This window comes from Streptococcus sp. 3613, assembly GCF_013277375.1.
GTDB lineage: Bacteria > Bacillota > Bacilli > Lactobacillales > Streptococcaceae > Streptococcus > Streptococcus pseudopneumoniae.
Genome location: NZ_VMMV01000017.1, coordinates 1 through 21879 on the forward strand (window position 1 = coordinate 1; position 21879 = coordinate 21879).

Consider the following 21879-nt stretch of genomic DNA (forward strand, 5'->3'; position numbering starts at 1 on the left):
ATTCGCTAATTGTTTTTTAAGGCGATGGATTTTTACTTCCGTCGCATCAATCATTACCGTGTCCTCAGAACTGAGAGGAGTTCTTGAAATCGTAAAACCACTTTGAACAAGAGTTACTTCAACCCATTGACTCCGATGGGTTAAGTTGCTTTCGTGAATAGCAAAATCAGCCGCAATTTGTTCATAAGTTCGATATTTTCGCACATATTGAAGTCGCCATAAGAAGGTATTCTAGGCTTAGTTTAGGTTTTCGTCCCCCTTTTGCGTGTTTACCTTGATAAGCTGTTTTCAATACAGCTAACATCTCTTCAAAAGTGGTGCGCTGAACACCAACAAGACGCTTGAATCGTGCATCAGTTAGTTGTTTACTTGCTTCATAATTCATAGAACTACTATACCATGTTTTGTTTCGCAGGAAGTCTAATAAATAAAAACTCTTTAAAATTTTGTTGGGAAAATGGGAAAAGATATAAATGGAAACTTAGTATAACACTTGGAAAACTCTGTAAAAATAGTAAGTCAATTCATGCTTCGTTTTTTCTCTAGGGAAGTTGGGCGGCTATATTTCTATGACCATTTGTCGGAATAAACATCCCTGCCAAGGGTCTATAGAAAAACTTTTGTTATCAGATTTAGATGCCCAACTTGTCATTTATACTCTTTCATATAGGACTTTCTATAAGGATGGAAAAAAGAAGGGAAATTTGATAAGATAGGAATATGGATTTTGAAAAAATTGAACAAGCTTATACCTATTTACTAGAGAATGTCCAAGTCATCCAAAATGATTTGGCGACCAACTTTTATGACGCCTTAGTGGAGCAAAATAGCATCTATCTGGATGGCGAGACTGAGCTAAATCAGGTCAAGGAGAACAATCAGGCTCTTAAACGCTTAGCGCTTCTCAAAGAAGAATGGCTCAAGACCTACCAGTTTCTCTTGATGAAGGCTGGGCAGACAGAGCCCCTGCAGGCTAATCACCAGTTTACGCCAGATGCTATTGCCTTGCTTTTGGTATTTATTGTGGAAGAGTTGTTTACAGAGGAAGAAATCACTATCCTCGAAATGGGTTCTGGCATGGGAATTCTGGGCGCTACTTTCTTGACCTCGCTTGATAAAAAGGTGGATTACTTGGGAATGGAAGTGGATGATTTGCTGATTGATTTGGCAGCTAGCATGGCAGACGTGATCGGATTGCAGGCTGGCTTTGTCCAAGGAGATGCCGTTCGTCCACAAATGCTCAAAGAAAGCGATGTGGTCATCAGCGACTTGCCGGTCGGCTATTATCCTGATGATGCCGTTGCGTCGCGTCATCAAGTTGCTTCTAGCCAAGAATATACTTACGCCCATCACTTGCTCATGGAACAAGGGCTTAAGTATCTCAAGTTAGACGGATACGCTATTTTTCTAGCTCCGAGTGATTTGTTGACCAGCCCTCAAAGTGATTTGTTAAAAGGGTGGCTGAAAGAAGAGGCGAGTCTGGTTGCTATGATTAGTCTGCCTGAAAATCTCTTTGCCAATGTCAACCAATCTAAGACTATTTTTATCTTACAGAAGAAAAATGAAATAGCAGTAGAGCCTTTTGTGTATCCACTTGCTAGCTTGCAAGATGCAAGCATTTTAATGAAATTCAAAGAAAATTTTCAAAATTGGAGCAAAGGTACTGAAATATAAAATAGATTTTGTTATAATAGTTGAAAACGCTTAAAAGAGGTAATTGATAATGACAAAAACAATCGCAATAAATGCAGGAAGTTCAAGTTTAAAATGGCAATTATACTTAATGCCAGAAGAAAAAGTATTGGCGAAAGGCTTGATTGAACGTATCGGTTTGAAAGATTCAATTTCAACTGTAAAATTTGATGGCCGTTCTGAACAACAAATTTTAGATATCGAAAATCACACACAAGCTGTTAAAATCTTATTGGATGACTTGATTCGTTTCGATATTATCAAGGCTTATGATGAGATTACAGGTGTTGGACACCGTGTTGTTGCGGGTGGAGAATATTTCAAAGAATCAACAGTTGTTGAGGGGGATGTTTTAGAAAAAGTTGAAGAGTTGAGTTTGTTGGCTCCTCTCCACAATCCAGCCAATGCAGCAGGTGTTCGTGCCTTCAAGGAATTGTTGCCAGACATTACCAGTGTAGTTGTTTTTGATACTTCCTTCCACGCAAGTATGCCAGAGAAAGCTTATCGCTACCCTCTACCAACAAAATATTACACAGAAAACAAGGTTCGTAAATACGGTGCTCATGGTACAAGTCACCAGTTTGTAGCAGGAGAAGCTGCAAAACTCTTGGGACGTCCATTAGAAGACTTGAAGTTGATTACCTGTCATATTGGTAACGGAGGCTCAATTACAGCTGTGCAAGCCGGCAAATCTGTTGATACTTCTATGGGCTTCACTCCTCTGGGTGGTATTATGATGGGAACGCGTACAGGGGACATTGATCCAGCTATCATTCCTTATTTAATGCAATATACAGAGGATTTTAATACACCAGAAGATATCAGTAGTGTTCTTAATCGTGAATCGGGTCTTTTGGGAGTTTCTGCTAATTCTAGCGATATGCGTGACATAGAAGCTGCTGTAGCAGAAGGGAATCACGACGCTAGCTTGGCTTATGAAATGTATGTTGACCGTATTCAAAAACATATCGGTCAGTACCTTGCAGTACTAAATGGAGCAGATGCCATTGTTTTCACAGCAGGTGTTGGTGAAAATGCAGAAAATTTCCGTCATGATGTAATCTCAGGAATTTCGTGGTTTGGTTGTGATGTTGATGATGAAAAGAATATCTTTGGTGTGACAGGAGACATCTCAACAGATGCAGCGAAGATCCGTGTCTTGGTTATTCCAACAGATGAAGAATTAGTCATTGCCCGTGATGTTGAACGCTTGAAAAAATAAGTGAAACTAAAAAAATATTCAATACAAGGAGTTGGGAAAGAGATTTTCCGGCTCCTTTTTCTGATGAAATTGTGCAAAACCTTGCTATGATTGGCTTTTTTGAAAAATATGGTATAATAGTAGTAATTTAATAGATGGAGTTGAGTTTTGAAGAAAAACTTTCGTGTAAAAAGAGAGAAAGATTTTAAGGCGATTTTCAAGGAGGGGACAAGTTTTGCCAATCGCAAATTTGTCGTCTACCAACTAGAAAACCAGAAAAATCATTTTCGAGTAGGTCTATCAGTTAGCAAAAAACTGGGGAATGCCGTCACTAGAAATCAAATTAAGCGACGGATTCGGCATGTTATCCAGAATGCAAAAGGGAGTCTGGTAGAAGATGTCGACTTTGTTGTCATTGCTCGAAAAGGGGTTGAAACCTTGGGATACGCAGAGATGGAGAGAAATCTACTCCACGTATTAAAATTATCAAAGATTTACCAGGAAGGAAATGGGAGTGAAAAAGAAACTACAGTTGACTAGTTTGCTAGGACTGTCTCTATTGATCATGACAGCCTGTGCGACTAGTGGGACAACTAGCGATATTACAGCCAATTCGGCTGATTTTTGGAGTAAATTTGTTTACTTCTTTGCGGAAATCATTCGCTTTTTATCGTTTGATATTAGTATCGGAGTGGGGATTATTCTCTTTACGGTCTTGATTCGTACAGTCCTCTTGCCAGTCTTTCAGGTGCAAATGGTGGCTTCTAGGAAAATGCAGGAAGCTCAGCCACGCATTAAGGCGCTTCGAGAACAATATCCAGGTCGAGATATGGAAAGCAGAACCAAACTAGAGAAGGAAATGCGTAAAGTATTTAAAGAAATGGGTGTCAGACAGTCAGACTCTCTTTGGCCGATTTTGATTCAGATGCCGGTTATTTTGGCCCTGTTCCAAGCCCTATCAAGAGTTGACTTTTTAAAGACAGGTCATTTCTTATGGATTAACCTTGGTGGTGTAGATACAACCCTTGTTCTTCCGATTTTAGCAGCAGTATTCACCTTTTTAAGTACTTGGTTGTCCAACAAAGCCTTGTCTGAGCGTAATGGAGCTACGACAGCGATGATGTATGGGATTCCAGTCTTGATTTTTATCTTTGCAGTTTATGCGCCAGGTGGAGTTGCCCTATACTGGACAGTGTCCAATGCTTACCAAGTCTTGCAAACCTATTTCTTGAACAATCCATTCAAGATTATCGCAGAGCGCGAGGCTGTAGTACAGGCACAGAAAGATTTGGAAAATAGAAAAAGAAAAGCCAAGAAAAAGGCTCAGAAAACGAAATAATAAGGAGGAATCTGGTAATGGTAGTATTTACAGGTTCAACCGTTGAAGAAGCAATCCAGAAAGGATTGAAGGAATTAGATATTCCAAGGAAGAAGGCACATATTAAAGTCATTTCTCGTGAGAAAAAAGGGTTTCTTGGTTTATTTGGTAAAAAACCAGCCCAAGTGCATATTGAAGCGATTAGTGAAACGACTGTTGTCAAAGCAAATCAACAAGCTGTAAAGGGAGTTCCAAAACAAATCAATGATTTGAATGAGCCTGTTAAAACAGTTAGTGAAGCGACCGTTGATTTGGGTCATGTTGTAGAGGCAATTAAAAAGATTGAGGAAGAAGGTCAAGGTATTTCTGATGAAGTCAAGGCTGAAATCTTAAAACATGAAAGACATGCCAGCACTATCTTAGAAGAAACTGGTCACATTGAGATTTTAAATGAACTTCAAATCGAGGAAGCGATGAGGGAAGAAACGGGCGCTGATGACCTTGAAACTGAGCAAGACCAGACTGAAAATCAAGACTTGACAGAGATGGGCTTGAAAGTTGAACCGAGCTTTGATATTGCCCAGGTGGCTACGGATGTGACTGCCTATGTTCAAGCGATTGTGGATGACATGGACGTTGAGGCGACGATTTCAAATGACTATAACCGTCGTAGCATCAATCTACAAATTAACACCAACGAACCAGGTCGTATTATCGGTTACCATGGTAAAGTCTTGAAGTCCTTGCAACTGTTGGCTCAAAATTATCTTTATAATAGCTATTCAAGAACCTTCTATATTACAATCAATGTCAATGATTATGTTGAACACCGTGCAGAAGTTTTGCAGACCTATGCGCAAAAATTGGCGACTCGTGTTTTGGAAGAAGGGCGCAGTCATAAAACAGATCCAATGTCAAATAGCGAACGCAAGATTATCCATCGTATTATTTCACGTATGGATGGTGTGACTAGTTACTCTGAAGGTGATGAGCCCAATCGCTATGTCGTTGTAGATACAGAATAAGTAAAATCAGGGTTGACCTGATTTTTTGCTAGCTAGAGGAGGTTAAACTGATGTTGAATAAGATAAGAGACTATTTAGACTTTGCTGGTTTGCAGTACCGTAATCCTGATAAAGCGGGAGCAGAGCGAGAGAAGATGCTGGCATTCCGCCACAAAGGACAAGAGGCCCGAAAGGCTTTTACAGAACTGGCCAAAGCCTTTCAAGCAAGCCATCCAGAATGGCAACTCCAACAGACTAGTCAGTGGATGAATCAGGCCCAGCGTTTGAGACCACATTTTTGGGTTTATCTACAGAGAGACGGACAAGTGACAGAACCTATGATGGCCTTACGTTTGTATGGGATATCTACTGACTTTGGAATTTCTTTGGAAGTCAGTTTCATCGAACGTAAGAAGGATGAGCAAACTTTAGAGAAACAGGCCAAGATTTTAGACATTCCAACCGTTAAAGGAATTTATTATCTAGCCTACTCTGATGGCCAAAGTCAACGGTGGGAGGCGAACGAAGAAAATCGTCAAATTTTAAGAAATAAACTATCCAATCAGGAAGTCCGAAAAGTGCTAGTTAAGGCAGATGTTTCTTTTATTGAAAATCAATCATTGGAAGTGATTTTAGAAAAATTAGATGAAGCTTATGAGCGCTTACTTCCCTACTATCAGGCGACCAGAGGGTAGCAAATAGAATACTTATTTACGTCGAATTGTTTAATTGCTATTCTATGTATTTTTTCATATAATAGTAGAATAGAATGTGTGATTCAATAATCACCTCAAATAGAAAGGAAATTCTATGTCAAATCTATCTGTTAATGCAATCCGTTTCCTAGGTATTGACGCTATCAACAAAGCCAACTCAGGTCACCCAGGTGTGGTTATGGGAGCAGCTCCGATGGCTTACAGCCTCTTTACAAAACAACTTCGTATCAATCCAGCTCAACCAAACTGGATTAACCGCGACCGTTTCATTCTTTCAGCTGGTCATGGTTCAATGCTTCTTTATGCCCTTCTTCACCTTTCTGGCTTTGAAGATGTTAGTATGGATGAGATCAAGAGCTTCCGTCAATGGGGTTCAAAAACACCAGGTCACCCAGAATTTGGCCATACAGCAGGGATTGATGCTACAACAGGTCCTCTAGGGCAAGGGATTTCAACTGCTACTGGTTTTGCCCAAGCAGAACGTTTCTTGGCAGCCAAATATAACCGAGAAGGCTACAATATCTTTGACCACTATACTTACGTTATCTGTGGAGACGGAGACTTGATGGAAGGTGTCTCAAGCGAGGCGGCTTCATACGCAGGTTTGCAAAAACTTGATAAGTTGGTTGTTCTTTATGATTCAAATGACATCAACTTGGATGGTGAGACAAAGGATTCCTTTACAGAAAGTGTTCGTGACCGTTACAATGCCTACGGTTGGCATACTGCCTTGGTTGAAGATGGAACAGACTTGAAAGCAATCCATGCTGCTATCGAAGCAGCTAAAGCTTCAGGTAAACCATCTTTGATTGAAGTGAAGACGGTTATTGGATACGGTTCTCCAAACAAACAGGGAACTAGTGCCGTACACGGTGCTCCTCTTGGAGCAGATGAAACTGCAGCTACTCGTCAAGCTCTCGGTTGGGACTATGAACCATTTGAAATCCCAGAACAAGTATATGCTGATTTCAAAGAACATGTTGCAGACCGTGGCGCATCAGCTTATGAAGCATGGACTAAATTAGTTGCTGATTATAAAGAAGCTCACCCAGAATTGGCTGCAGAAGTAGAGGCCATCATTGACGGCCGTGATCCAGTTGAAGTGACTCCAGCAGACTTCCCAGCCTTAGAAAATGGCTTCTCTCAAGCAACTCGTAACTCAAGCCAAGATGCCTTGAACGTTGTGGCAGCTAAGTTACCAACCTTCCTAGGTGGATCAGCTGACCTAGCTCACTCAAACATGACTTACATTAAAACAGACGGACTTCAAGACGATGCTAATCGCTTGAACCGTAACATTCAGTTTGGTGTTCGTGAATTTGCCATGGGAACGATCTTGAACGGGATGGCCCTTCACGGTGGACTTCGTGTATACGGTGGAACTTTCTTCGTCTTCTCTGACTATGTGAAGGCAGCTGTTCGCTTGTCAGCCTTACAAGGACTTCCTGTGACTTATGTCTTTACCCACGATTCAATCGCAGTTGGAGAAGACGGTCCAACGCACGAACCAGTTGAGCACTTAGCAGGTCTTCGTGCTATGCCAAATCTAAATGTTTTCCGTCCAGCAGATGCGCGTGAAACTCAAGCAGCTTGGTACCTTGCAGTGACAAGTGAGAAAACACCAACTGCTCTTGTCTTGACACGTCAAAACTTGACTGTTGAAGAGGGAACAGACTTCGACAAGGTTGCAAAAGGTGCTTATGTCGTTTATGAAAATGCATCAGACTTTGATACGATTTTGATTGCAACAGGTTCAGAGGTTAATCTTGCTGTCTCAGCTGCCAAAGAATTGGCTAGTCAAGGAGCAAAAGTCCGTGTAGTCAGCATGCCATCTACAGATGTCTTTGATAAACAAGATGCAGCATACAAGGAAGAAATTCTTCCAAATGCAGTTCGCCGTCGTGTTGCAGTCGAAATGGGTGCAAGTCAAAACTGGTACAAATATGTTGGTCTCGATGGTGCCGTTCTAGGTATTGATACTTTCGGAGCCTCTGCCCCAGCACCAAAAGTATTGGCAGAATATGGCTTTACTGTAGAAAATGTTGTAAAAGTTGTGCAAAACTTGAAATAATCCTAAAAATCAGGGCGCAAGCTCTGGTTTTTCTTACTAGAAAAGTAAGGTACAATCTTGTAAAAGTAGCTGAAATTTGATATAGTAGTCCTATGTAAAAGACAAAGGAGAATATAATGGAATCACAATATACATTTTTAATCATTCTTGTGGCTATGGTTGGCTTGATGTTCTTTACGCAACGCTCTCAAAAGAAACAAGCACAAAAACGTATGGAAAGTTTAAACAAACTGCAAAAAGGCTATGAAGTGATTACAATCGGTGGACTTTACGGAACAGTTGATGAAGTAGATACGGAGAAAAGAACGATTGTTCTTGATGTAGATGGAGTTTACTTGACTTTTGAACTAGCTGCTATCAAGACCGTATTACCACTTAAAGAAACAGCTTCACTCGAAGGTGCAATTGAAAAATAAGACGGGATTACTAACTCCCGTTTTTCTATAGAAGAAAGGAAATGGGATGAAAAAACTAGTCTTTGTCTGTCTGGGAAATATTTGCCGTAGCCCTATGGCTGAGTTTGTTATGAAATCAATGACAGATAACTACGAAATCCAAAGTCGAGCGACTTCCTCTTGGGAACATGGCAATCCGATTCATAAGGGCACTCAAGGGATTTTTCAACAGTATCAGATTCCGTATGAAAAAGGCAAAACATCGCTTCAGATTAGTAAGGAAGATTTTGAAGACTTTGATTATATTATCGGAATGGATGCTTCAAATGTTTCTGACTTACGTCAGATGTGTCCAGGAGACTGTCAAGATAAGATTCACTTATTTGCATCTGAAAGTGTTCCAGATCCTTGGTATACAGGAGATTTTGAAGAGACTTATCGGCGTGTTCAAGAGGGATGCCAAGTGTGGTTAGAACGTTTAGAGGAGAGTGAATATGGAGAATTTTAAGAATTTCTATGGAAAATATCATGTCTATCTGAGTCGTTCTCATTTAGAGATTTTAGCCGCAGTAACGATTGTTTTTTGTGCGGTACTAGTCTTTTTTCTAAATATTCCCGGAAAAGGTGTCTTAAAACTCGATAATGGAACAATTGTTTACGACGGCAGTCTTGTCCGTGGTAAAATGAATGGGCAAGGCACCATTACCTTCCAAAATGGAGACCAGTATACAGGTGGTTTCAACAATGGAGCCTTTAATGGCCAAGGTACCTTTCAATCTAAAGAAGGTTGGACCTACGAAGGGGATTTTGTAAATGGTCAGGCTGAAGGAAAAGGGAAACTAATAACAGAACAAGAAGTCGTTTATGAAGGGACCTTCAAACAAGGCATCTTTCAACAAAAATAAGACCTCCTGACAAGGAGGTTTTTTTACACAAAACAAGAAAGCGTTTTCTATCTGTTTGTTAGGCTTGTGAAATAAAAATTTTTTTGTTGTTATTTCACAATCATCTAGTTAAAAGCTGATACTATAACGTATTTGAGAGTAATTTCACAATATCGCAAAAATTCTTTGTGAAATGTTTATGAAACTGTTTACAAAACATAAAAAAAGAGTTATAATGAACTTGTGAAAAAATTAACAAAGGATAAAATCCTTAAAGGCTATGGAGGAAAATATGGCTGATAAAAAAACTGTTACACCTGAGCAAAAACAACTCGCTGCTGAGAAGCATGTAGACGGACTAGTACAAAAAGCTTTGGTTGCGCTTGATGAAATGCGCAAGTTGAACCAAGAACAAGTTGACTACATCGTAGCGAAAGCTTCAGTTGCAGCTCTTGATGCGCACGGTATCCTAGCACAACATGCAATTGAAGAAACTGGTCGTGGTGTATTTGAAGACAAAGCGACAAAAAACCTTTTTGCCTGTGAACATGTTGTGAATAACATGCGCGGAGTTAAAACAGTTGGAGTTATCGAAGATGATCCAATTACAGGCTTGACGAAGATTGCTGAACCTGTTGGTGTAATCTGTGGTGTCACTCCAACAACCAACCCAACTTCAACAGCTATTTTCAAATCACTGATTGCTTTGAAAACACGTAATCCAATCGTGTTTGCCTTCCACCCATCAGCTCAAGAATCTTCTGCTCACACAGCTCAAATTGTTCGTGACGCAGCAATCGCAGCTGGAGCTCCTGAAAACTGTGTACAATGGATTACAGAACCATCTATGGAAGCAACAGCTGCTCTTATGAATCATGATGGTATTGCAACAATCCTTGCTACTGGTGGTAATGCCATGGTTAAGGCGGCTTACTCATGTGGTAAACCAGCTCTTGGGGTAGGTGCCGGAAACGTTCCTGCCTACATCGAAAAATCAGCTGACCTTCGTCAAGCAGCTCATGACATCGTTATGTCTAAATCATTTGACAATGGTATGGTCTGTGCATCAGAGCAAGCAGTTATCATTGACAAAGAAGTGTATGATGAATTTGTAGCAGAATTTAAATCTTATCATACTTACTTTGTAAACAAAAAAGAAAAAGCTCTCCTAGAAGAATTCTGTTTTGGAGCAAAAGCAAATAGCAAGAACTGTGCTGGTGCAAAATTGAACGCTGACATCGTTGGTAAGCCAGCAACATGGATTGCAGAACAAGCAGGTTTCTCAGTACCAGAAGGAACAAACATCTTAGCTGCAGAATGTGAGGAAGTAGGAGAAAACGAGCCTTTGACTCGTGAAAAATTGTCACCAGTCATCGCAGTATTGAAAGCTGAAGATACTGAAGACGGACTTAAGAAAGCTCGTCAAATGGTTGAGTTCAATGGTCTTGGTCACTCAGCAGCTATCCATACAAAAGACGAAGAACTTGCTAAACGATTTGGTACAGAAATCAAAGCAATGCGTATTATTTGGAACTCTCCGTCTACTTTCGGTGGTATCGGTGACGTTTACAATGCCTTCATCCCATCATTGACACTTGGATGTGGTTCATATGGACGCAACTCTGTTGGGGATAACGTGAGCGCTATTAACCTTCTAAACATCAAGAAAGTAGGGAAACGTAGAAATAATATGCAGTGGTTTAAAGTTCCTTCAAAAATTTACTTCGAACGCAATTCTATCCAATACCTTCAAACATGTGAAGATATTGAACGCGTTATGATCGTTACGGACAAATCAATCGAAAAACTTGGATTTGTTCAACGTGTTATCGATCAATTGAACGCTCGTAACAACCGTGTAACTGTCCAAGTCTTCTCAGATGTTGAACCAGATCCAGATATCACAACTGTAGAACGTGGTACTGAGGTTATGAGAGCATTTGAACCAGATACAATCATTGCTCTTGGTGGAGGTTCACCAATGGATGCGGCTAAAGTTATGTGGCTCTTCTACGAACAACCAGAAGTCGACTTCCGTGACTTGGTTCAAAAATTCATGGATATCCGTAAACGTGCCTTCCGCTTCCCATCACTTGGTAAGAAAGCGAAGTACATCGGTATCCCGACAACTTCTGGTACAGGTTCAGAAGTAACACCATTTGCTGTTATCTCTGATAAGAAAAACAACCGTAAATATCCATTGGCTGACTACTCATTGACACCAACTATTGCGATTGTTGACCCTGCTTTGGTTGAATCAGTTCCAGATTTCATTACTGCTGACACAGGTATGGATGTCTTGACTCACGCGACTGAAGCCTACACTTCAAACTTCGCTAACGACTACACAGATGGTATCGCCCTTCAATCAATCAAACTTGTCTTTGAATGGTTGGAAAAATCTGTTAAGACTGCTGATTCAGAAGCACGTGAAAAAATGCATAATGCTTCTACAATGGCAGGTATGGCCTTCGCTAATGCCTTCCTTGGTATGAGCCACTCAATGGCCCACAAGATTGGTGCGGTTCACCATACTGTTCACGGACGTACAAACGCAATCTTGCTTCCATACGTTATCCGTTACAATGGAACTCGTCCATCTAAGACTACTACTTGGCCTAAATACAACTACTGGAAGGCTGATGAGAAATTCCAAGACATTGCTAGAATGCTTGGTTTACCTCACTCAACTCCAGAAGAAGCAGTTGAAGCATACGCTAAAGCTGTTTATGAACTTGGTGTTGCAGTAGGTATCAAGATGAACTTCAAAGACCAAGGAATTGATGAAAAAGCTTGGAAAGACAGCTTGCATGAAATTGCCTTGCTTGCTTATGAAGATCAATGTTCACCTGCTAACCCACGCTTGCCAATGGTAGCTGACATGGAAGAAATCATGGCAGATGCTTACTATGGCTACAAAGAAAGACCAGGACGCCGCAAATAATTGTTTATCAGCCTAGAGGCAGGAATTTCCTGTCTCTTTTTTTGTAATTCTATTTGAAAAATGGTATAATCATCGCATATATTTATTTGAAAATCAAATCTTTTATAATCATGCGAGGGGCAAATGAACAAGATAAATGAGTTAGGGGATAAAGTGCGACTTTTAAGAGAGGAGAAAGGACTTAGTCGTCCAGTTTTTTGCGGGGATGAGTCTGAATTATCAGTCCGTCAGTTGGTGCGGATAGAAAAAGGAGAATTTCGCCCGACGATAAAAACCCTAGAATATATTGCAGACAGATTAGAAATTCCGTCCTACGTCTTGATGCCAGATTATAAGGAATTACCGAAGCGTTATCAAGAATTAAAGTACTTTCTTTTACATCATCCTGACTATGGGGACAAGGAGTTGCAGGAACAAAAGGAAGAATATTTTGATGAGATTTTTGAGTGTTTTTATGATGACCTGCCCCGTGATGAGAAGATGATAGTGGATTGTCTTCAAGCAATAGATGAAGTGAGAGCGACGGATAATGAACAGTATGGAATAGCGCTTTTAGATGAATCTTTTGAGGAACTATGGAATCAAAGAGAATTTTCCTTTTCAGACCTTTTAAAAATTAGATTGTATTTTTTGTGTAGTTATTTAGAAAATATAAAAAAAGGACAGTTATCTATTAGCGAACAGCAGAAACTTCAATTAATGTTTCAAAAAGTATGTAATAACGTAGAAAATAGCAGTACGGACGATTTATTTCTTGTTCGTGATGTGTTATTTGCAGGGCTGGGAAGTTGTGAATTATTGAATGACTTAGAGTTATTTAAGTTAGCTGTGGAAAAACTTAATTGGATTTCTGAAAAAACACGAGATTTCCAAAAGCAACCGATTGTCTTGATGGTGGAGTGGAAATATTATATTCATACCGATCATGATACAGCCAAACAAAAGTATGAAGAAGCAAAAATGATGGCGAGGATGTTTGGTAATGAGAAGTTACTCGTTAGTTTAGATAATGAATGGAGCGAGGATCTAGAAAGATATCGTTAAAGAGTTTATAGGAGTGACATTTCTGTCATTGAGAGAATGCCGCTTTTTTGTTACAATGAATTTTATACTCAATGAAAATCAAAGAGCAAACTAGGAAACTAGCCGCAGGCTGTACTTGAGTACGGCAAGGCGACGTTGACGTGGTTTGAATTTGATTTTCGAAGAGTATTACTTGATATACATCCAGAAGCAAACGAGGCAATAGAGAGAAAATTCTAAGTAGTAGGCCTATAGGGTCAATCAACTTGAAGGATTTTCTATAAGTGTGATGTATGACGATAACAGTTTTAAACAAGGGGGAAAGAATGTCCATTTTATCCATTAAAAATATTTCAAAGTTTTACACTTTGGACGGTAAACATCAAGAGCAGGCTCTAAGAAATGTTAACCTGCAGATTGCAAAAGGTAAAATTACAGCGATTTACGGTCCATCAGGCTGTGGCAAAACCAGTCTACTCAATATCATCAGCGGTTTAGATAGACAATATGAAGGAGATTTAGAGTTTAAAGGGGAATCCCTCCGTGACTTATCAGAGATTGAACTAACTCAATTTCGTAAAGATAAGATTGGATTTGTGTTTCAAAACTTTAACCTCATTCCTCATCAGTCTGTTTTGGACAATGTCAAGCTACCTCTCTATGTCAAAGATTTATCTGACAGGGAGATGACAATGGTTGCAAAGGAGCAATTAAGTAACTTGGGCATGGAGCCTTTTGTAGCTAAAAATGTTAAACAACTTTCTGGTGGGCAAAAGCAACGTGTAGCAATCGCGCGTGCACTGGTAAATCAGCCAGATATGATTGTAGCAGATGAGCCAACGGGTTCGCTGGATTCTCAATCTCAAGAAATGGTATTGGAGGTATTTAAAAATTTAGCCCAAACAGGGAAAACAGTATTGATCGTAACCCATAATCCAGAGGTTGCCGAGTATGCAGATGTGATTATCAAAATGAAGGATGGTGAAATCGTTGAAGAAGTCAAAAAATAAAGGATTATCATTGAAAAACAAATTCAAACTTTCTTTAAATAACTTTATGGAAAGAAAGTGGCGTAATCTATTGATTGCGCTAGCAACCTCAATCGGTTTTGTAGGAGTCTTAATTTCTTTCGGCTTGGGAAATGCATTGATTTCGATGATTGATGAAAATACGAATGGAGGTCAAATCCCTTCTCAAGTTCAGATTGCTTTAAACACAAAAAATGTTGGACGAGGCTTTTTGAACCAAGATGATAAGAACTATATCACGGATACAGTTGGGAAAGAAGCTATTAAATATTTGGAGAGTCCTTTTGGGATGATCATGTCAAATATGACTATAGATGGTCAAGAAATGGATCTGAGTCAAACGATGCCTTCTTATGCTCAAGTAGTGAGTCTATATGAGGATACAAGTATTTCTGTTAGTAGTAATGAGGCGGACAAAGTATTAGCCGGTTCCCTCTATACGGATTCAAATGAACAGGGATTGACGATTCCAATCAGTTTACTAAAAAATTGGAATGAACAGACAGGAAAAAATCTGACAGCTAGTGATATTATTGGCAAATCAGTCTCAGCCAGCATTGTAGAAAATGATGCTGAAGCTAGCAAGACTGCTCAATTTCAAACAAAGATTGTACGTGTAATCAATGATGAAGATGACTTGGAGGACAGCAACAGTTTCATGCCGTCTTATCAAATGGAAACGATTTTGAAAGAGGCTGGATTTACAAAAGCTGTATCTTATTTTATCTTGGAACTCAAAGATCCATCACAAACAAAAGCGATAACAGAAGAATTGCAGAAAAACAAGAAGTATACTGTTCTTTCTCAACAGAAGGTTCTTGATATTGTGATTACTTTTATTCGTGTCATTCAGGGATTGTTGATTGTACTTTCATCACAAGCTATTGTGGTAGCAGCGGTCATGATTGGTATCATCATTTACATCAATATTATGCAACGTTCTAAGGAAATAGGTGTCATGAAGGCAGTTGGTTATCAAAATCGTGATGTCAAAGGAATTTTTATTTACGAGGCTATCTGGATTGTAGGGATCGCCTTGCTGCTGGCATTTTTGGTTGCACAAGGGGTGGGAAGTTTGGCGAATGCGGTTGTAAATCACTTTTACCCATCTATCACTAAGGTTTTTGAATTAAATCTTTTATCTGTTTTAGGAACTCTAGCTTTCGCTCTATTACTTGGTTATGTCTCAGCCTACTTCCCAGCGCGTAAAATTAGTAAAATGGATCCTGTAGAATCGCTACGATATGAATAGTAAGGAAGTTCTTGATTTATAGCCTTAAAAAGAAACAAACATAGAAAAACAATGCCCATACTTGCAATTCAACTCAAATAGTTATATAATAGGTTTGTTGAAAGGTGATTTGTAGTGATTCAAGTTACTCTTTTCACAATAAAAATTTCATGATTTTCATAAGGAGGAAATCACTAATGGTAGTTAAAGTTGGTATTAACGGTTTCGGACGTATCGGTCGTCTTGCTTTCCGTCGTATCCAAAACGTAGAAGGTGTTGAAGTTACACGCATCAACGACCTTACAGATCCAGTTATGCTTGCACACTTGTTGAAATACGACACAACTCAAGGTCGTTTCGACGGTACTGTTGAAGTTAAAGAAGGTGGATTCGAAGTTAACGGTAAATTCGTTAAAGTTTCTGCTGAACGTGATCCAGAACAAATCGACTGGGCTACTGACGGTGTAGAAATCGTTCTTGAAGCTACTGGTTTCTTTGCTAAGAAAGAAGCAGCTGAAAAACACCTTAAAGGTGGAGCTAAAAAAGTTGTTATCACTGCTCCTGGTGGAAACGACGTTAAAACAGTTGTATTCAACACTAACCACGACGTTCTTGACGGTACTGAAACAGTTATCTCAGGTGCTTCATGTACTACAAACTGCTTGGCTCCAATGGCTAAAGCTCTTCAAGACAACTTTGGTGTTGTTGAAGGATTGATGACTACTATCCACGCTTACACTGGTGACCAAATGATCCTTGACGGACCACACCGTGGTGGTGACCTTCGCCGTGCTCGCGCTGGTGCTGCAAACATCGTTCCTAACTCAACTGGTGCTGCTAAAGCTATCGGTCTTGTAATTCCAGAATTGAACGGTAAACTTGACGGATCTGCACAACGCGTTCCAACTCCAACTGGATCAGTTACTGAATTGGTAGCTGTTCTTGAAAAGAACGTTACTGTTGATGAAGTGAATGCAGCTATGAAAGTAGCTTCAAACGAATCATACGGCTACACAGAAGATCCAATCGTATCTTCAGATATCATAGGTATGTCTTACGGTTCATTGTTTGACGCAACTCAAACTAAAGTCCTTGACGTTGACGGTAAACAATTGGTTAAAGTTGTATCATGGTACGACAACGAAATGTCATACACTGCACAACTTGTTCGTACTCTTGAATACTTCGCAAAAATTGCTAAATAATTCTTGAGTCGATAAAAAGCAAGGCCTCTTGGTCTTGCTTTTCAAATATTTAAAAATGGATGACACAATCATCCATTCTTTTTTAATTCTGTTTCAAAAGTATCTGATAGGACAGTGAAGCTTAATTTCTCTAGAGTAAGCGGATGGGTAAAGGACAGTCGGAAGGCGTGGAGCATAAGCCGACTCGTCTTTGAATTGATGTTATAGAGAGGGTCGCCCAAAATAGGGAAGTTATGATGCGAAAGGTGCACACGAATCTGATGGGTTCGCCCTGTCTTTAGTTTACAACGGACAAGGGTCGTTTTGTTTGGGAATTGCTTTAATCTGCTTACATGCGTTTCAGCATATTGCCCATTTTTTGTATCAACTATTCGTTTTCTGCGGTCATGGCGATCACGCCCAATTTTGTCTTTGAAAACAAGTTCTTTGCTGTTGATATTTCCGTCAACAAGCGCCCAATATTCCCTAGAAATCTCTTTTTTCTCCAATAAGCGGTTGAGAATGGGCAGGATAAAAGGATTTTTGGCAAAGAGAACCAAGCCACTGGTTTCCATGTCCAGACGATGAACGACATAGCAGGTTTGGCCAACATAGGCACTGACATGGTTAAGAAGGGCGATTTCGTTTGGCTGATTACCATGCGTTTTCATCCCCTCTGGTTTGTTTACAATAATCAAGTGTTGATCTTGATAAACTTCCTGCACTAAGTCTGGGTTGCCCCAAGGGATTTCTTTTTCGGGATAATCTTCCTCGTCAAAAGTCAACTGGCAAACATCTCCAGGACTTACCATCTCGTTCCAATGAACTTCTCGCTGATTAATCAAAATGTGTTTCTTGATTCTTAAAAAATGACGGATTTTTCTAGGGATAAGGAGTTGTTCCTCCAGTAATTGCTTAACCGTCATTGGAGGTAGAGAGTCTGGTAATGTAAATGTGAATTTCATACAGATATTGTAACAAAAAAAGCCCTATTTGGATAGGAAATAGCTAAATTCTTGTCTTCCTATGATGAAGATGATAAAATAAACGCATGAAATTAGATAAATTATTCGAGAAATTTCTTTCTCTTTTTAAAAAAGAAACAAGTGAATCAGAGGATTCTGGGTCTACTAGCTTACGTCGCTCTCGTAGTGATCGAAAAAAATTAGCCCAAGTGGGTCCGATTCGAAAATTCTGGCGTCGTTATCATTTAACAAAGATTGTCCTTATACTAGGTTTGAGTGCAGGCTTGTTAGTTGGAACCTATTTGTTTGCTGTAGCTAAGTCAACCAATGTTAACGATTTGCAAAACGCCTTGAAAACTCGGACTATCATTTTTGACCGTGAAGAAAAAGAGGCTGGTGCCTTGTCTGGTCAAAAGGGAACCTATGTTGAGCTGACTGACATCAGTAAAAACTTGCAGAATGCTGTTATTGCGACAGAAGACCGTTCTTTCTATAAAAATGACGGGATTAACTATGGCCGTTTCTTCTTGGCGATTGTCACTGCTGGTCGTTCAGGTGGTGGTTCTACTATTACCCAACAGTTGGCTAAAAATGCCTATCTGTCTCAGGATCAAACTGTTGAGAGAAAAGCGAAAGAATTTTTCCTTGCCTTAGAATTAACAAAAAAATATAGTAAGGATCAGATCTTAACCATGTACCTTAACAATGCCTATTTTGGAAATGGTGTGTGGGGTGTAGAAGATGCGAGTAAGAAATACTTTGGAGTTTCTGCATCAGAAGTGAGTTTGGATCAAGCTGCGGCTCTGGCAGGGATGCTCAAGGGGCCGGAATTGTATAATCCCTTGAATTCCGTAGAAGATTCAACTAATCGTCGCGACACTGTCTTACAAAATATGGTTGCAGCAGGATATATTGATAAAAACCAAGAAACCGAAGCTGCAGAAGTTGATATGACTTCGCAATTGCACGATAAGTATGAAGGAAAAATCTCAGATTACCGCTATCCTTCTTACTTTGATGCGGTTGTTAATGAAGCTGTTTCTAAGTATAATCTAACAGAGGAAGAAATTGTCAATAATGGCTACCGCATTTATACAGAGCTGGACCAAAACTACCAAGCAAATATGCAGGTTGTTTATGAAAACACAGCGCTATTTCCGAGAGCAGAGGATGGAACATTTGCACAATCAGGAAGTGTAGCTCTTGAACCGAAAACAGGAGGAGTTCGTGGAGTTGTCGGTCAAGTTGCTGACAATGATAAAACTGGATTCCGGAATTTCAACTATGCAACTCAATCAAAACGTAGCCCTGGTTCTACAATTAAGCCTTTAGTTGTTTATACGCCAGCAGTTGAGGCAGGTTGGGCTTTGAATAAGCTCTTGGATAACCATACCATGCAGTATGACAGCTATAAGGTTGATAACTATGCAGGAATTAAAACGAGTCGAGAAGTTCCTATGTATCAAGCCTTGGCAGAATCGCTTAATCTACCTGCTGTTGCCATTGTTAATGATTTGGGCCTTGATAAGGCTTTTGAGGCAGGAGAAAAATTCGGACTCAACATGGAAAAGGTCGACCGTGTTCTTGGCGTCGCCTTGGGAAGTGGTGTCGAAACCAATCCTCTGCAAATGGCTCAAGCATATGCTGCCTTTGCAAATGAAGGTTTAATGCCGGAAGCACATTTTATTAGTAGAATTGAAAATGCTAGTGGACAAGTTATTGCTAGCCATAAACATTCACAAAAACGGGTGCTTGATAAGTCTGTAGCTGATAAGATGACCAGTATGATGTTGGGTACATTCACTAACGGAACCGGTATTAGTTCATCGCCTGCAGACTATGTCATGGCAGGGAAAACTGGAACAACTGAAGCAGTTTTCAATCCGGAGTACACAAGTGACCAGTGGGTGATTGGTTATACTCCTGATGTGGTGATTAGTCATTGGCTTGGTTTTCCGACCACTGATGAAAATCACTATCTAGCAGGTTCTACTTCAAACGGTGCAGCCCATGTCTTTAGAAATATTGCAAATACCATTTTACCTTATACGCCAGGAAGTACCTTTACGGTTGAAAATGCTTATAAGCAAAATGGAATTGCACCAGCCAATACAAAAAGACAAGTACAAACCAATGATAATAGCCAGACAGATGATAATTTGTCTGATATTCGAGGACGTGCGCAAAGTCTAGTAGATGAGGCTAGTCGGGCTATCTCGGATGCGAAGATTAAGGAAAAGGCTCAAACAATATGGGATTCGGTAGTCAATCTATTTCGCTAAGATGCTTGTCAAAGCCTAGCTTTCTTGTTATAATAGATAAGATGGAGGCGTTATGGCACTAAAAAAAGCAAGCCTAGCTTGTGCGGTTTGTGGTTCGAGAAACTATTCAATCAAGATCAGTGGAACCCCCAAGCCTACACGACTAGAAGTAAATAAATTTTGTAAACATTGTGGCAAGTACACTACACACAGAGAAACGAGATAGGAGAGAGCGATGCGTTTTATTGGAGATATTTTTAGACTTCTTAAAGACACAACATGGCCAACTCGCAAGGAAAGCTGGAGAGATTTTCGTTCTATTATGGAATACACAGCTTTCTTTGTAGTAATTATTTACATTTTTGACCAGTTGATTGTTTCAGGTTTGATTCGATTTATTAACATTTTTTAGAAGGTTAGTGGAGTTAATTACACTAGAAATCTTCTATTTATGAAAGGAAATATCATGGATAGTTTTGATAAAGGGTGGTTTGTTTTACAAACTTATTCTGGTTATGAAAATAAGGTAAAAGAAAATCTATTGCAACGTGCGCAAACCTACAATATGTTGGATAATATTTTACGTGTTGAAATTCCAACGCAAACAGTGCAAGTTGAAAAAAATGGAAAGAGAAAAGAAGTAGAAGAAAATCGATTTCCAGGTTATGTTCTTGTAGAAATGGTCATGACAGATGAAGCTTGGTTTGTTGTGCGAAACACACCAAACGTTACAGGATTCGTAGGATCACACGGGAACAGATCAAAACCAACTCCATTATTGGAACAAGAAATTCGTGACATTTTGGTATCTATGGGACAAACTGTTCAAGAATTTGATTTCGATGTTGAGGTTGGTCAAACCGTACGTATTATTGATGGTGCTTTTGCAGACTACACTGGTAAGATTACAGAAATTGATAATAACAAAGTAAAAATGATTATCTCTATGTTTGGTAATGACACAGTTGCAGAAGTAAACCTAAACCAAATCGCAGAATTATAACCCTGAGAGAGGCTGAGCCTCTCTTTTTTGTGCAGTTGAGACGGTGTAGAGAACAGAATGGAGAAAATGGAACAAAAGTGTTTCTAATCTGTTAGACTGTATCTAGAAAGGGGAAAATTATGATTAAAGAATTGTATGAAGAAGTCCAAGGAACTGTGTATAAGTGTAGAAATGAATATTACCTTCATTTATGGGAGCTATCGGACTGGAACCAAGAGGGAATGATTTGCTTACATGAATTGATTAGTAGAGAAGAAGGACTAGTAGAAGATATTCCTCGTTTAAGGAAATATTTCAAAACCAAGTTTCGAAATCGAATTTTAGACTATATCCGTAAGCAAGAAAGCCACAAACGAAGATATGATAAAGAACCTTATGAAGAAGTGGGTGAAATCAGTCATCGTATAAGTGATGGAGGACTCTGGCTAGACGATTATTATCTCTTTCATGAAACACTAAGAAATTATAGAAATAAACAAACTAAAGAGCAACAAGAAGAATTAGAACGCATCTTAAGAGATGAACGCTTCCGAGGGCGTCAAAGAGTGTTAAGAGATTTACGTATTGTGTTTAAAGAGTTTGACATCCGTAGCCATTAGGAAGTCATGCAAAAAAAATGAAAAAAAATTAGAAAAAGGTGTTGACAAGTCTGAAAAAGTCGGTATAATAGTAAGAGTTGAAAATAACAACTCTGGTCCGTTGGTCAAGGGGTTAAGACACCGCCTTTTCACGGCGGTAACACGGGTTCGAATCCCGTACGGACTATAGTATGTTGCGGTTGGAACACTTGATGAAAAAAAGATTAAAAAGTTTCAAAAAAAGTGTTGACAAACGAAAGTGACTGTGATATACTAATATAGTTGTCGCTTGAGAGAAGCGAGTGACAAAGACCTTTGAAAACTGAACAAGACGAACCAATGTGCAGGGCACTACAACCAAGGTTGTAGTACTGAACAATG

21 protein-coding genes, 1 tRNA gene and 1 pseudogene are annotated in these 21879 nt (G+C 39.5%); 21 read left to right on the top strand and 2 right to left on the bottom strand.

The genetic code is table 11. The annotated features are described in order from the left end of the window. Positions 1 to 385, bottom strand: a pseudogene (locus HT708_RS01705) (transposase family protein); the annotation flags it as partial. Between the two features lie 335 nt (positions 386 to 720). Between HT708_RS01705 and HT708_RS01710 the strand changes: the two are divergent. From HT708_RS01710 to gap, 15 genes are all read left to right on the top strand, one after another. After that, the gene (locus HT708_RS01710) at positions 721 to 1674 is read left to right on the top strand and encodes a class I SAM-dependent methyltransferase (RefSeq protein ID WP_138699995.1); all 954 of its coding nucleotides are present in this window, start codon (positions 721 to 723) and stop codon (positions 1672 to 1674) included. A 49-nt stretch (positions 1675 to 1723) separates the two neighbouring features. Beyond that, positions 1724 to 2914 (top strand): acetate kinase, encoded by a 1191-nt coding sequence (locus HT708_RS01715; protein ID WP_000167760.1) that lies wholly within the window; start codon positions 1724 to 1726, stop codon positions 2912 to 2914. Positions 2915 to 3061: 147 nt separating this feature from the next. After that, positions 3062 to 3433 carry a ribonuclease P protein component gene (gene rnpA, locus HT708_RS01720; RefSeq protein ID WP_000739252.1) on the top strand — a complete coding sequence of 124 codons (372 nt, stop codon included), beginning with the start codon at positions 3062 to 3064 and terminating at the stop codon, positions 3431 to 3433. After that, a complete protein-coding gene (locus tag HT708_RS01725; RefSeq protein WP_000728104.1) occupies positions 3408 to 4232 on the top strand; it encodes a membrane protein insertase YidC in 825 nt (274 codons plus the stop codon). The genes rnpA and HT708_RS01725 overlap by 26 nt, the downstream gene beginning before the upstream one ends. Positions 4233 to 4249: 17 nt before the next feature. Beyond that, entirely contained in the window at positions 4250 to 5236 is a 987-nt protein-coding gene (jag, locus tag HT708_RS01730; protein WP_000260000.1) for an RNA-binding cell elongation regulator Jag/EloR, read from the top strand. 50 nt (positions 5237 to 5286) lie between these two features. Next, entirely contained in the window at positions 5287 to 5910 is a 624-nt protein-coding gene (locus HT708_RS01735) for a hypothetical protein (RefSeq protein WP_000932634.1), read from the top strand. A 115-nt stretch (positions 5911 to 6025) separates the two neighbouring features. After that, positions 6026 to 8002, top strand: coding sequence for a transketolase (gene tkt, locus HT708_RS01740; RefSeq protein ID WP_172925897.1), 1977 nt, complete (start codon positions 6026 to 6028; stop codon positions 8000 to 8002). Between the two features lie 116 nt (positions 8003 to 8118). After that, positions 8119 to 8418 carry a preprotein translocase subunit YajC gene (gene yajC, locus HT708_RS01745; protein ID WP_000445811.1) on the top strand — a complete coding sequence of 100 codons (300 nt, stop codon included), beginning with the start codon at positions 8119 to 8121 and terminating at the stop codon, positions 8416 to 8418. A gap of 46 nt (positions 8419 to 8464) precedes the next feature. Further along, positions 8465 to 8905, top strand: a complete 441-nt coding sequence (locus tag HT708_RS01750) for a low molecular weight protein-tyrosine-phosphatase (RefSeq protein WP_143952546.1) — start codon at positions 8465 to 8467, stop codon at positions 8903 to 8905. Continuing rightward, on the top strand, positions 8892 to 9302 hold the full coding sequence (locus HT708_RS01755; RefSeq protein ID WP_172925898.1) for an MORN repeat-containing protein: 411 nt from the start codon (positions 8892 to 8894) through the stop codon (positions 9300 to 9302). Before HT708_RS01750 ends, HT708_RS01755 begins: the two co-directional genes overlap by 14 nt. A gap of 271 nt (positions 9303 to 9573) precedes the next feature. After that, positions 9574 to 12225 carry a bifunctional acetaldehyde-CoA/alcohol dehydrogenase gene (gene adhE / locus HT708_RS01760; protein ID WP_172925899.1) on the top strand — a complete coding sequence of 884 codons (2652 nt, stop codon included), beginning with the start codon at positions 9574 to 9576 and terminating at the stop codon, positions 12223 to 12225. A 123-nt stretch (positions 12226 to 12348) separates the two neighbouring features. Then, positions 12349 to 13269 (top strand): XRE family transcriptional regulator, encoded by a 921-nt coding sequence (locus HT708_RS01765; RefSeq protein ID WP_172925900.1) that lies wholly within the window; start codon positions 12349 to 12351, stop codon positions 13267 to 13269. 305 nt (positions 13270 to 13574) lie between these two features. Beyond that, a complete protein-coding gene (locus HT708_RS01770) occupies positions 13575 to 14258 on the top strand; it encodes an ABC transporter ATP-binding protein (RefSeq protein WP_007284917.1) in 684 nt (227 codons plus the stop codon). After that, positions 14227 to 15528: an ABC transporter permease gene (locus tag HT708_RS01775; protein WP_171039216.1), complete on the top strand. Its 1302-nt coding sequence runs from the start codon at positions 14227 to 14229 to the stop codon at positions 15526 to 15528. Before HT708_RS01770 ends, HT708_RS01775 begins: the two co-directional genes overlap by 32 nt. A 176-nt stretch (positions 15529 to 15704) precedes the next feature. Continuing rightward, positions 15705 to 16712 carry a type I glyceraldehyde-3-phosphate dehydrogenase gene (gap, locus tag HT708_RS01780; RefSeq protein ID WP_100104596.1) on the top strand — a complete coding sequence of 336 codons (1008 nt, stop codon included), beginning with the start codon at positions 15705 to 15707 and terminating at the stop codon, positions 16710 to 16712. Between the two features lie 68 nt (positions 16713 to 16780). On the opposite strand, the gene HT708_RS01785 is transcribed toward gap, so the two are convergent. After that, positions 16781 to 17656 (bottom strand): RluA family pseudouridine synthase, encoded by an 876-nt coding sequence (locus HT708_RS01785; protein WP_100104595.1) that lies wholly within the window; start codon positions 17654 to 17656, stop codon positions 16781 to 16783. Positions 17657 to 17742: 86 nt separating this feature from the next. On the opposite strand from HT708_RS01785, the gene pbp2a reads away from it, so the two are divergent. From pbp2a to HT708_RS01815, 6 genes are all read left to right on the top strand, one after another. Continuing rightward, positions 17743 to 19938, top strand: coding sequence for a penicillin-binding protein PBP2A (gene pbp2a / locus HT708_RS01790; RefSeq protein ID WP_172925901.1), 2196 nt, complete (start codon positions 17743 to 17745; stop codon positions 19936 to 19938). A gap of 52 nt (positions 19939 to 19990) precedes the next feature. Next, a complete protein-coding gene (rpmG, locus tag HT708_RS01795; RefSeq protein WP_014017356.1) occupies positions 19991 to 20143 on the top strand; it encodes a 50S ribosomal protein L33 in 153 nt (50 codons plus the stop codon). A gap of 9 nt (positions 20144 to 20152) precedes the next feature. Continuing rightward, entirely contained in the window at positions 20153 to 20329 is a 177-nt protein-coding gene (gene secE / locus HT708_RS01800; RefSeq protein WP_001210991.1) for a preprotein translocase subunit SecE, read from the top strand. A gap of 54 nt (positions 20330 to 20383) precedes the next feature. Further along, entirely contained in the window at positions 20384 to 20920 is a 537-nt protein-coding gene (gene nusG / locus HT708_RS01805; protein ID WP_000376739.1) for a transcription termination/antitermination protein NusG, read from the top strand. 119 nt (positions 20921 to 21039) lie between these two features. After that, positions 21040 to 21519, top strand: a complete 480-nt coding sequence (locus tag HT708_RS01810) for a sigma-70 family RNA polymerase sigma factor (RefSeq protein ID WP_023939860.1) — start codon at positions 21040 to 21042, stop codon at positions 21517 to 21519. Positions 21520 to 21613: 94 nt separating this feature from the next. Next, positions 21614 to 21685 (top strand) — tRNA-Glu (locus tag HT708_RS01815). Positions 21686 to 21879 lie beyond the last annotated feature (194 nt).

What these genes read in the sequence shown, in the direction of transcription:
- yajC (WP_000445811.1), top strand. Translation starts at nt 8,119, where the DNA reads ATGGAATCACAATATACATTTTTAATCATTCTTGTGGCTATGGTTGGC.
- nusG (WP_000376739.1), top strand. Translation starts at nt 20,384, where the DNA reads ATGGATAGTTTTGATAAAGGGTGGTTTGTTTTACAAACTTATTCTGGT.
- HT708_RS01750 (WP_143952546.1), top strand. Translation starts at nt 8,465, where the DNA reads ATGAAAAAACTAGTCTTTGTCTGTCTGGGAAATATTTGCCGTAGCCCT.
- secE (WP_001210991.1), top strand. Translation starts at nt 20,153, where the DNA reads ATGCGTTTTATTGGAGATATTTTTAGACTTCTTAAAGACACAACATGG.
- HT708_RS01755 (WP_172925898.1), top strand. Translation starts at nt 8,892, where the DNA reads ATGGAGAATTTTAAGAATTTCTATGGAAAATATCATGTCTATCTGAGT.
- jag (WP_000260000.1), top strand. Translation starts at nt 4,250, where the DNA reads ATGGTAGTATTTACAGGTTCAACCGTTGAAGAAGCAATCCAGAAAGGA.
- HT708_RS01775 (WP_171039216.1), top strand. Translation starts at nt 14,227, where the DNA reads ATGGTGAAATCGTTGAAGAAGTCAAAAAATAAAGGATTATCATTGAAA.
- HT708_RS01735 (WP_000932634.1), top strand. Translation starts at nt 5,287, where the DNA reads ATGTTGAATAAGATAAGAGACTATTTAGACTTTGCTGGTTTGCAGTAC.
- HT708_RS01765 (WP_172925900.1), top strand. Translation starts at nt 12,349, where the DNA reads ATGAACAAGATAAATGAGTTAGGGGATAAAGTGCGACTTTTAAGAGAG.
- HT708_RS01770 (WP_007284917.1), top strand. Translation starts at nt 13,575, where the DNA reads ATGTCCATTTTATCCATTAAAAATATTTCAAAGTTTTACACTTTGGAC.
- tkt (WP_172925897.1), top strand. Translation starts at nt 6,026, where the DNA reads ATGTCAAATCTATCTGTTAATGCAATCCGTTTCCTAGGTATTGACGCT.
- gap (WP_100104596.1), top strand. Translation starts at nt 15,705, where the DNA reads ATGGTAGTTAAAGTTGGTATTAACGGTTTCGGACGTATCGGTCGTCTT.
- adhE (WP_172925899.1), top strand. Translation starts at nt 9,574, where the DNA reads ATGGCTGATAAAAAAACTGTTACACCTGAGCAAAAACAACTCGCTGCT.
- HT708_RS01710 (WP_138699995.1), top strand. Translation starts at nt 721, where the DNA reads ATGGATTTTGAAAAAATTGAACAAGCTTATACCTATTTACTAGAGAAT.
- pbp2a (WP_172925901.1), top strand. Translation starts at nt 17,743, where the DNA reads ATGAAATTAGATAAATTATTCGAGAAATTTCTTTCTCTTTTTAAAAAA.
- HT708_RS01715 (WP_000167760.1), top strand. Translation starts at nt 1,724, where the DNA reads ATGACAAAAACAATCGCAATAAATGCAGGAAGTTCAAGTTTAAAATGG.
- HT708_RS01810 (WP_023939860.1), top strand. Translation starts at nt 21,040, where the DNA reads ATGATTAAAGAATTGTATGAAGAAGTCCAAGGAACTGTGTATAAGTGT.
- HT708_RS01785 (WP_100104595.1), bottom strand. Translation starts at nt 17,656, where the DNA reads ATGAAATTCACATTTACATTACCAGACTCTCTACCTCCAATGACGGTT.
- rpmG (WP_014017356.1), top strand. Translation starts at nt 19,991, where the DNA reads ATGGCACTAAAAAAAGCAAGCCTAGCTTGTGCGGTTTGTGGTTCGAGA.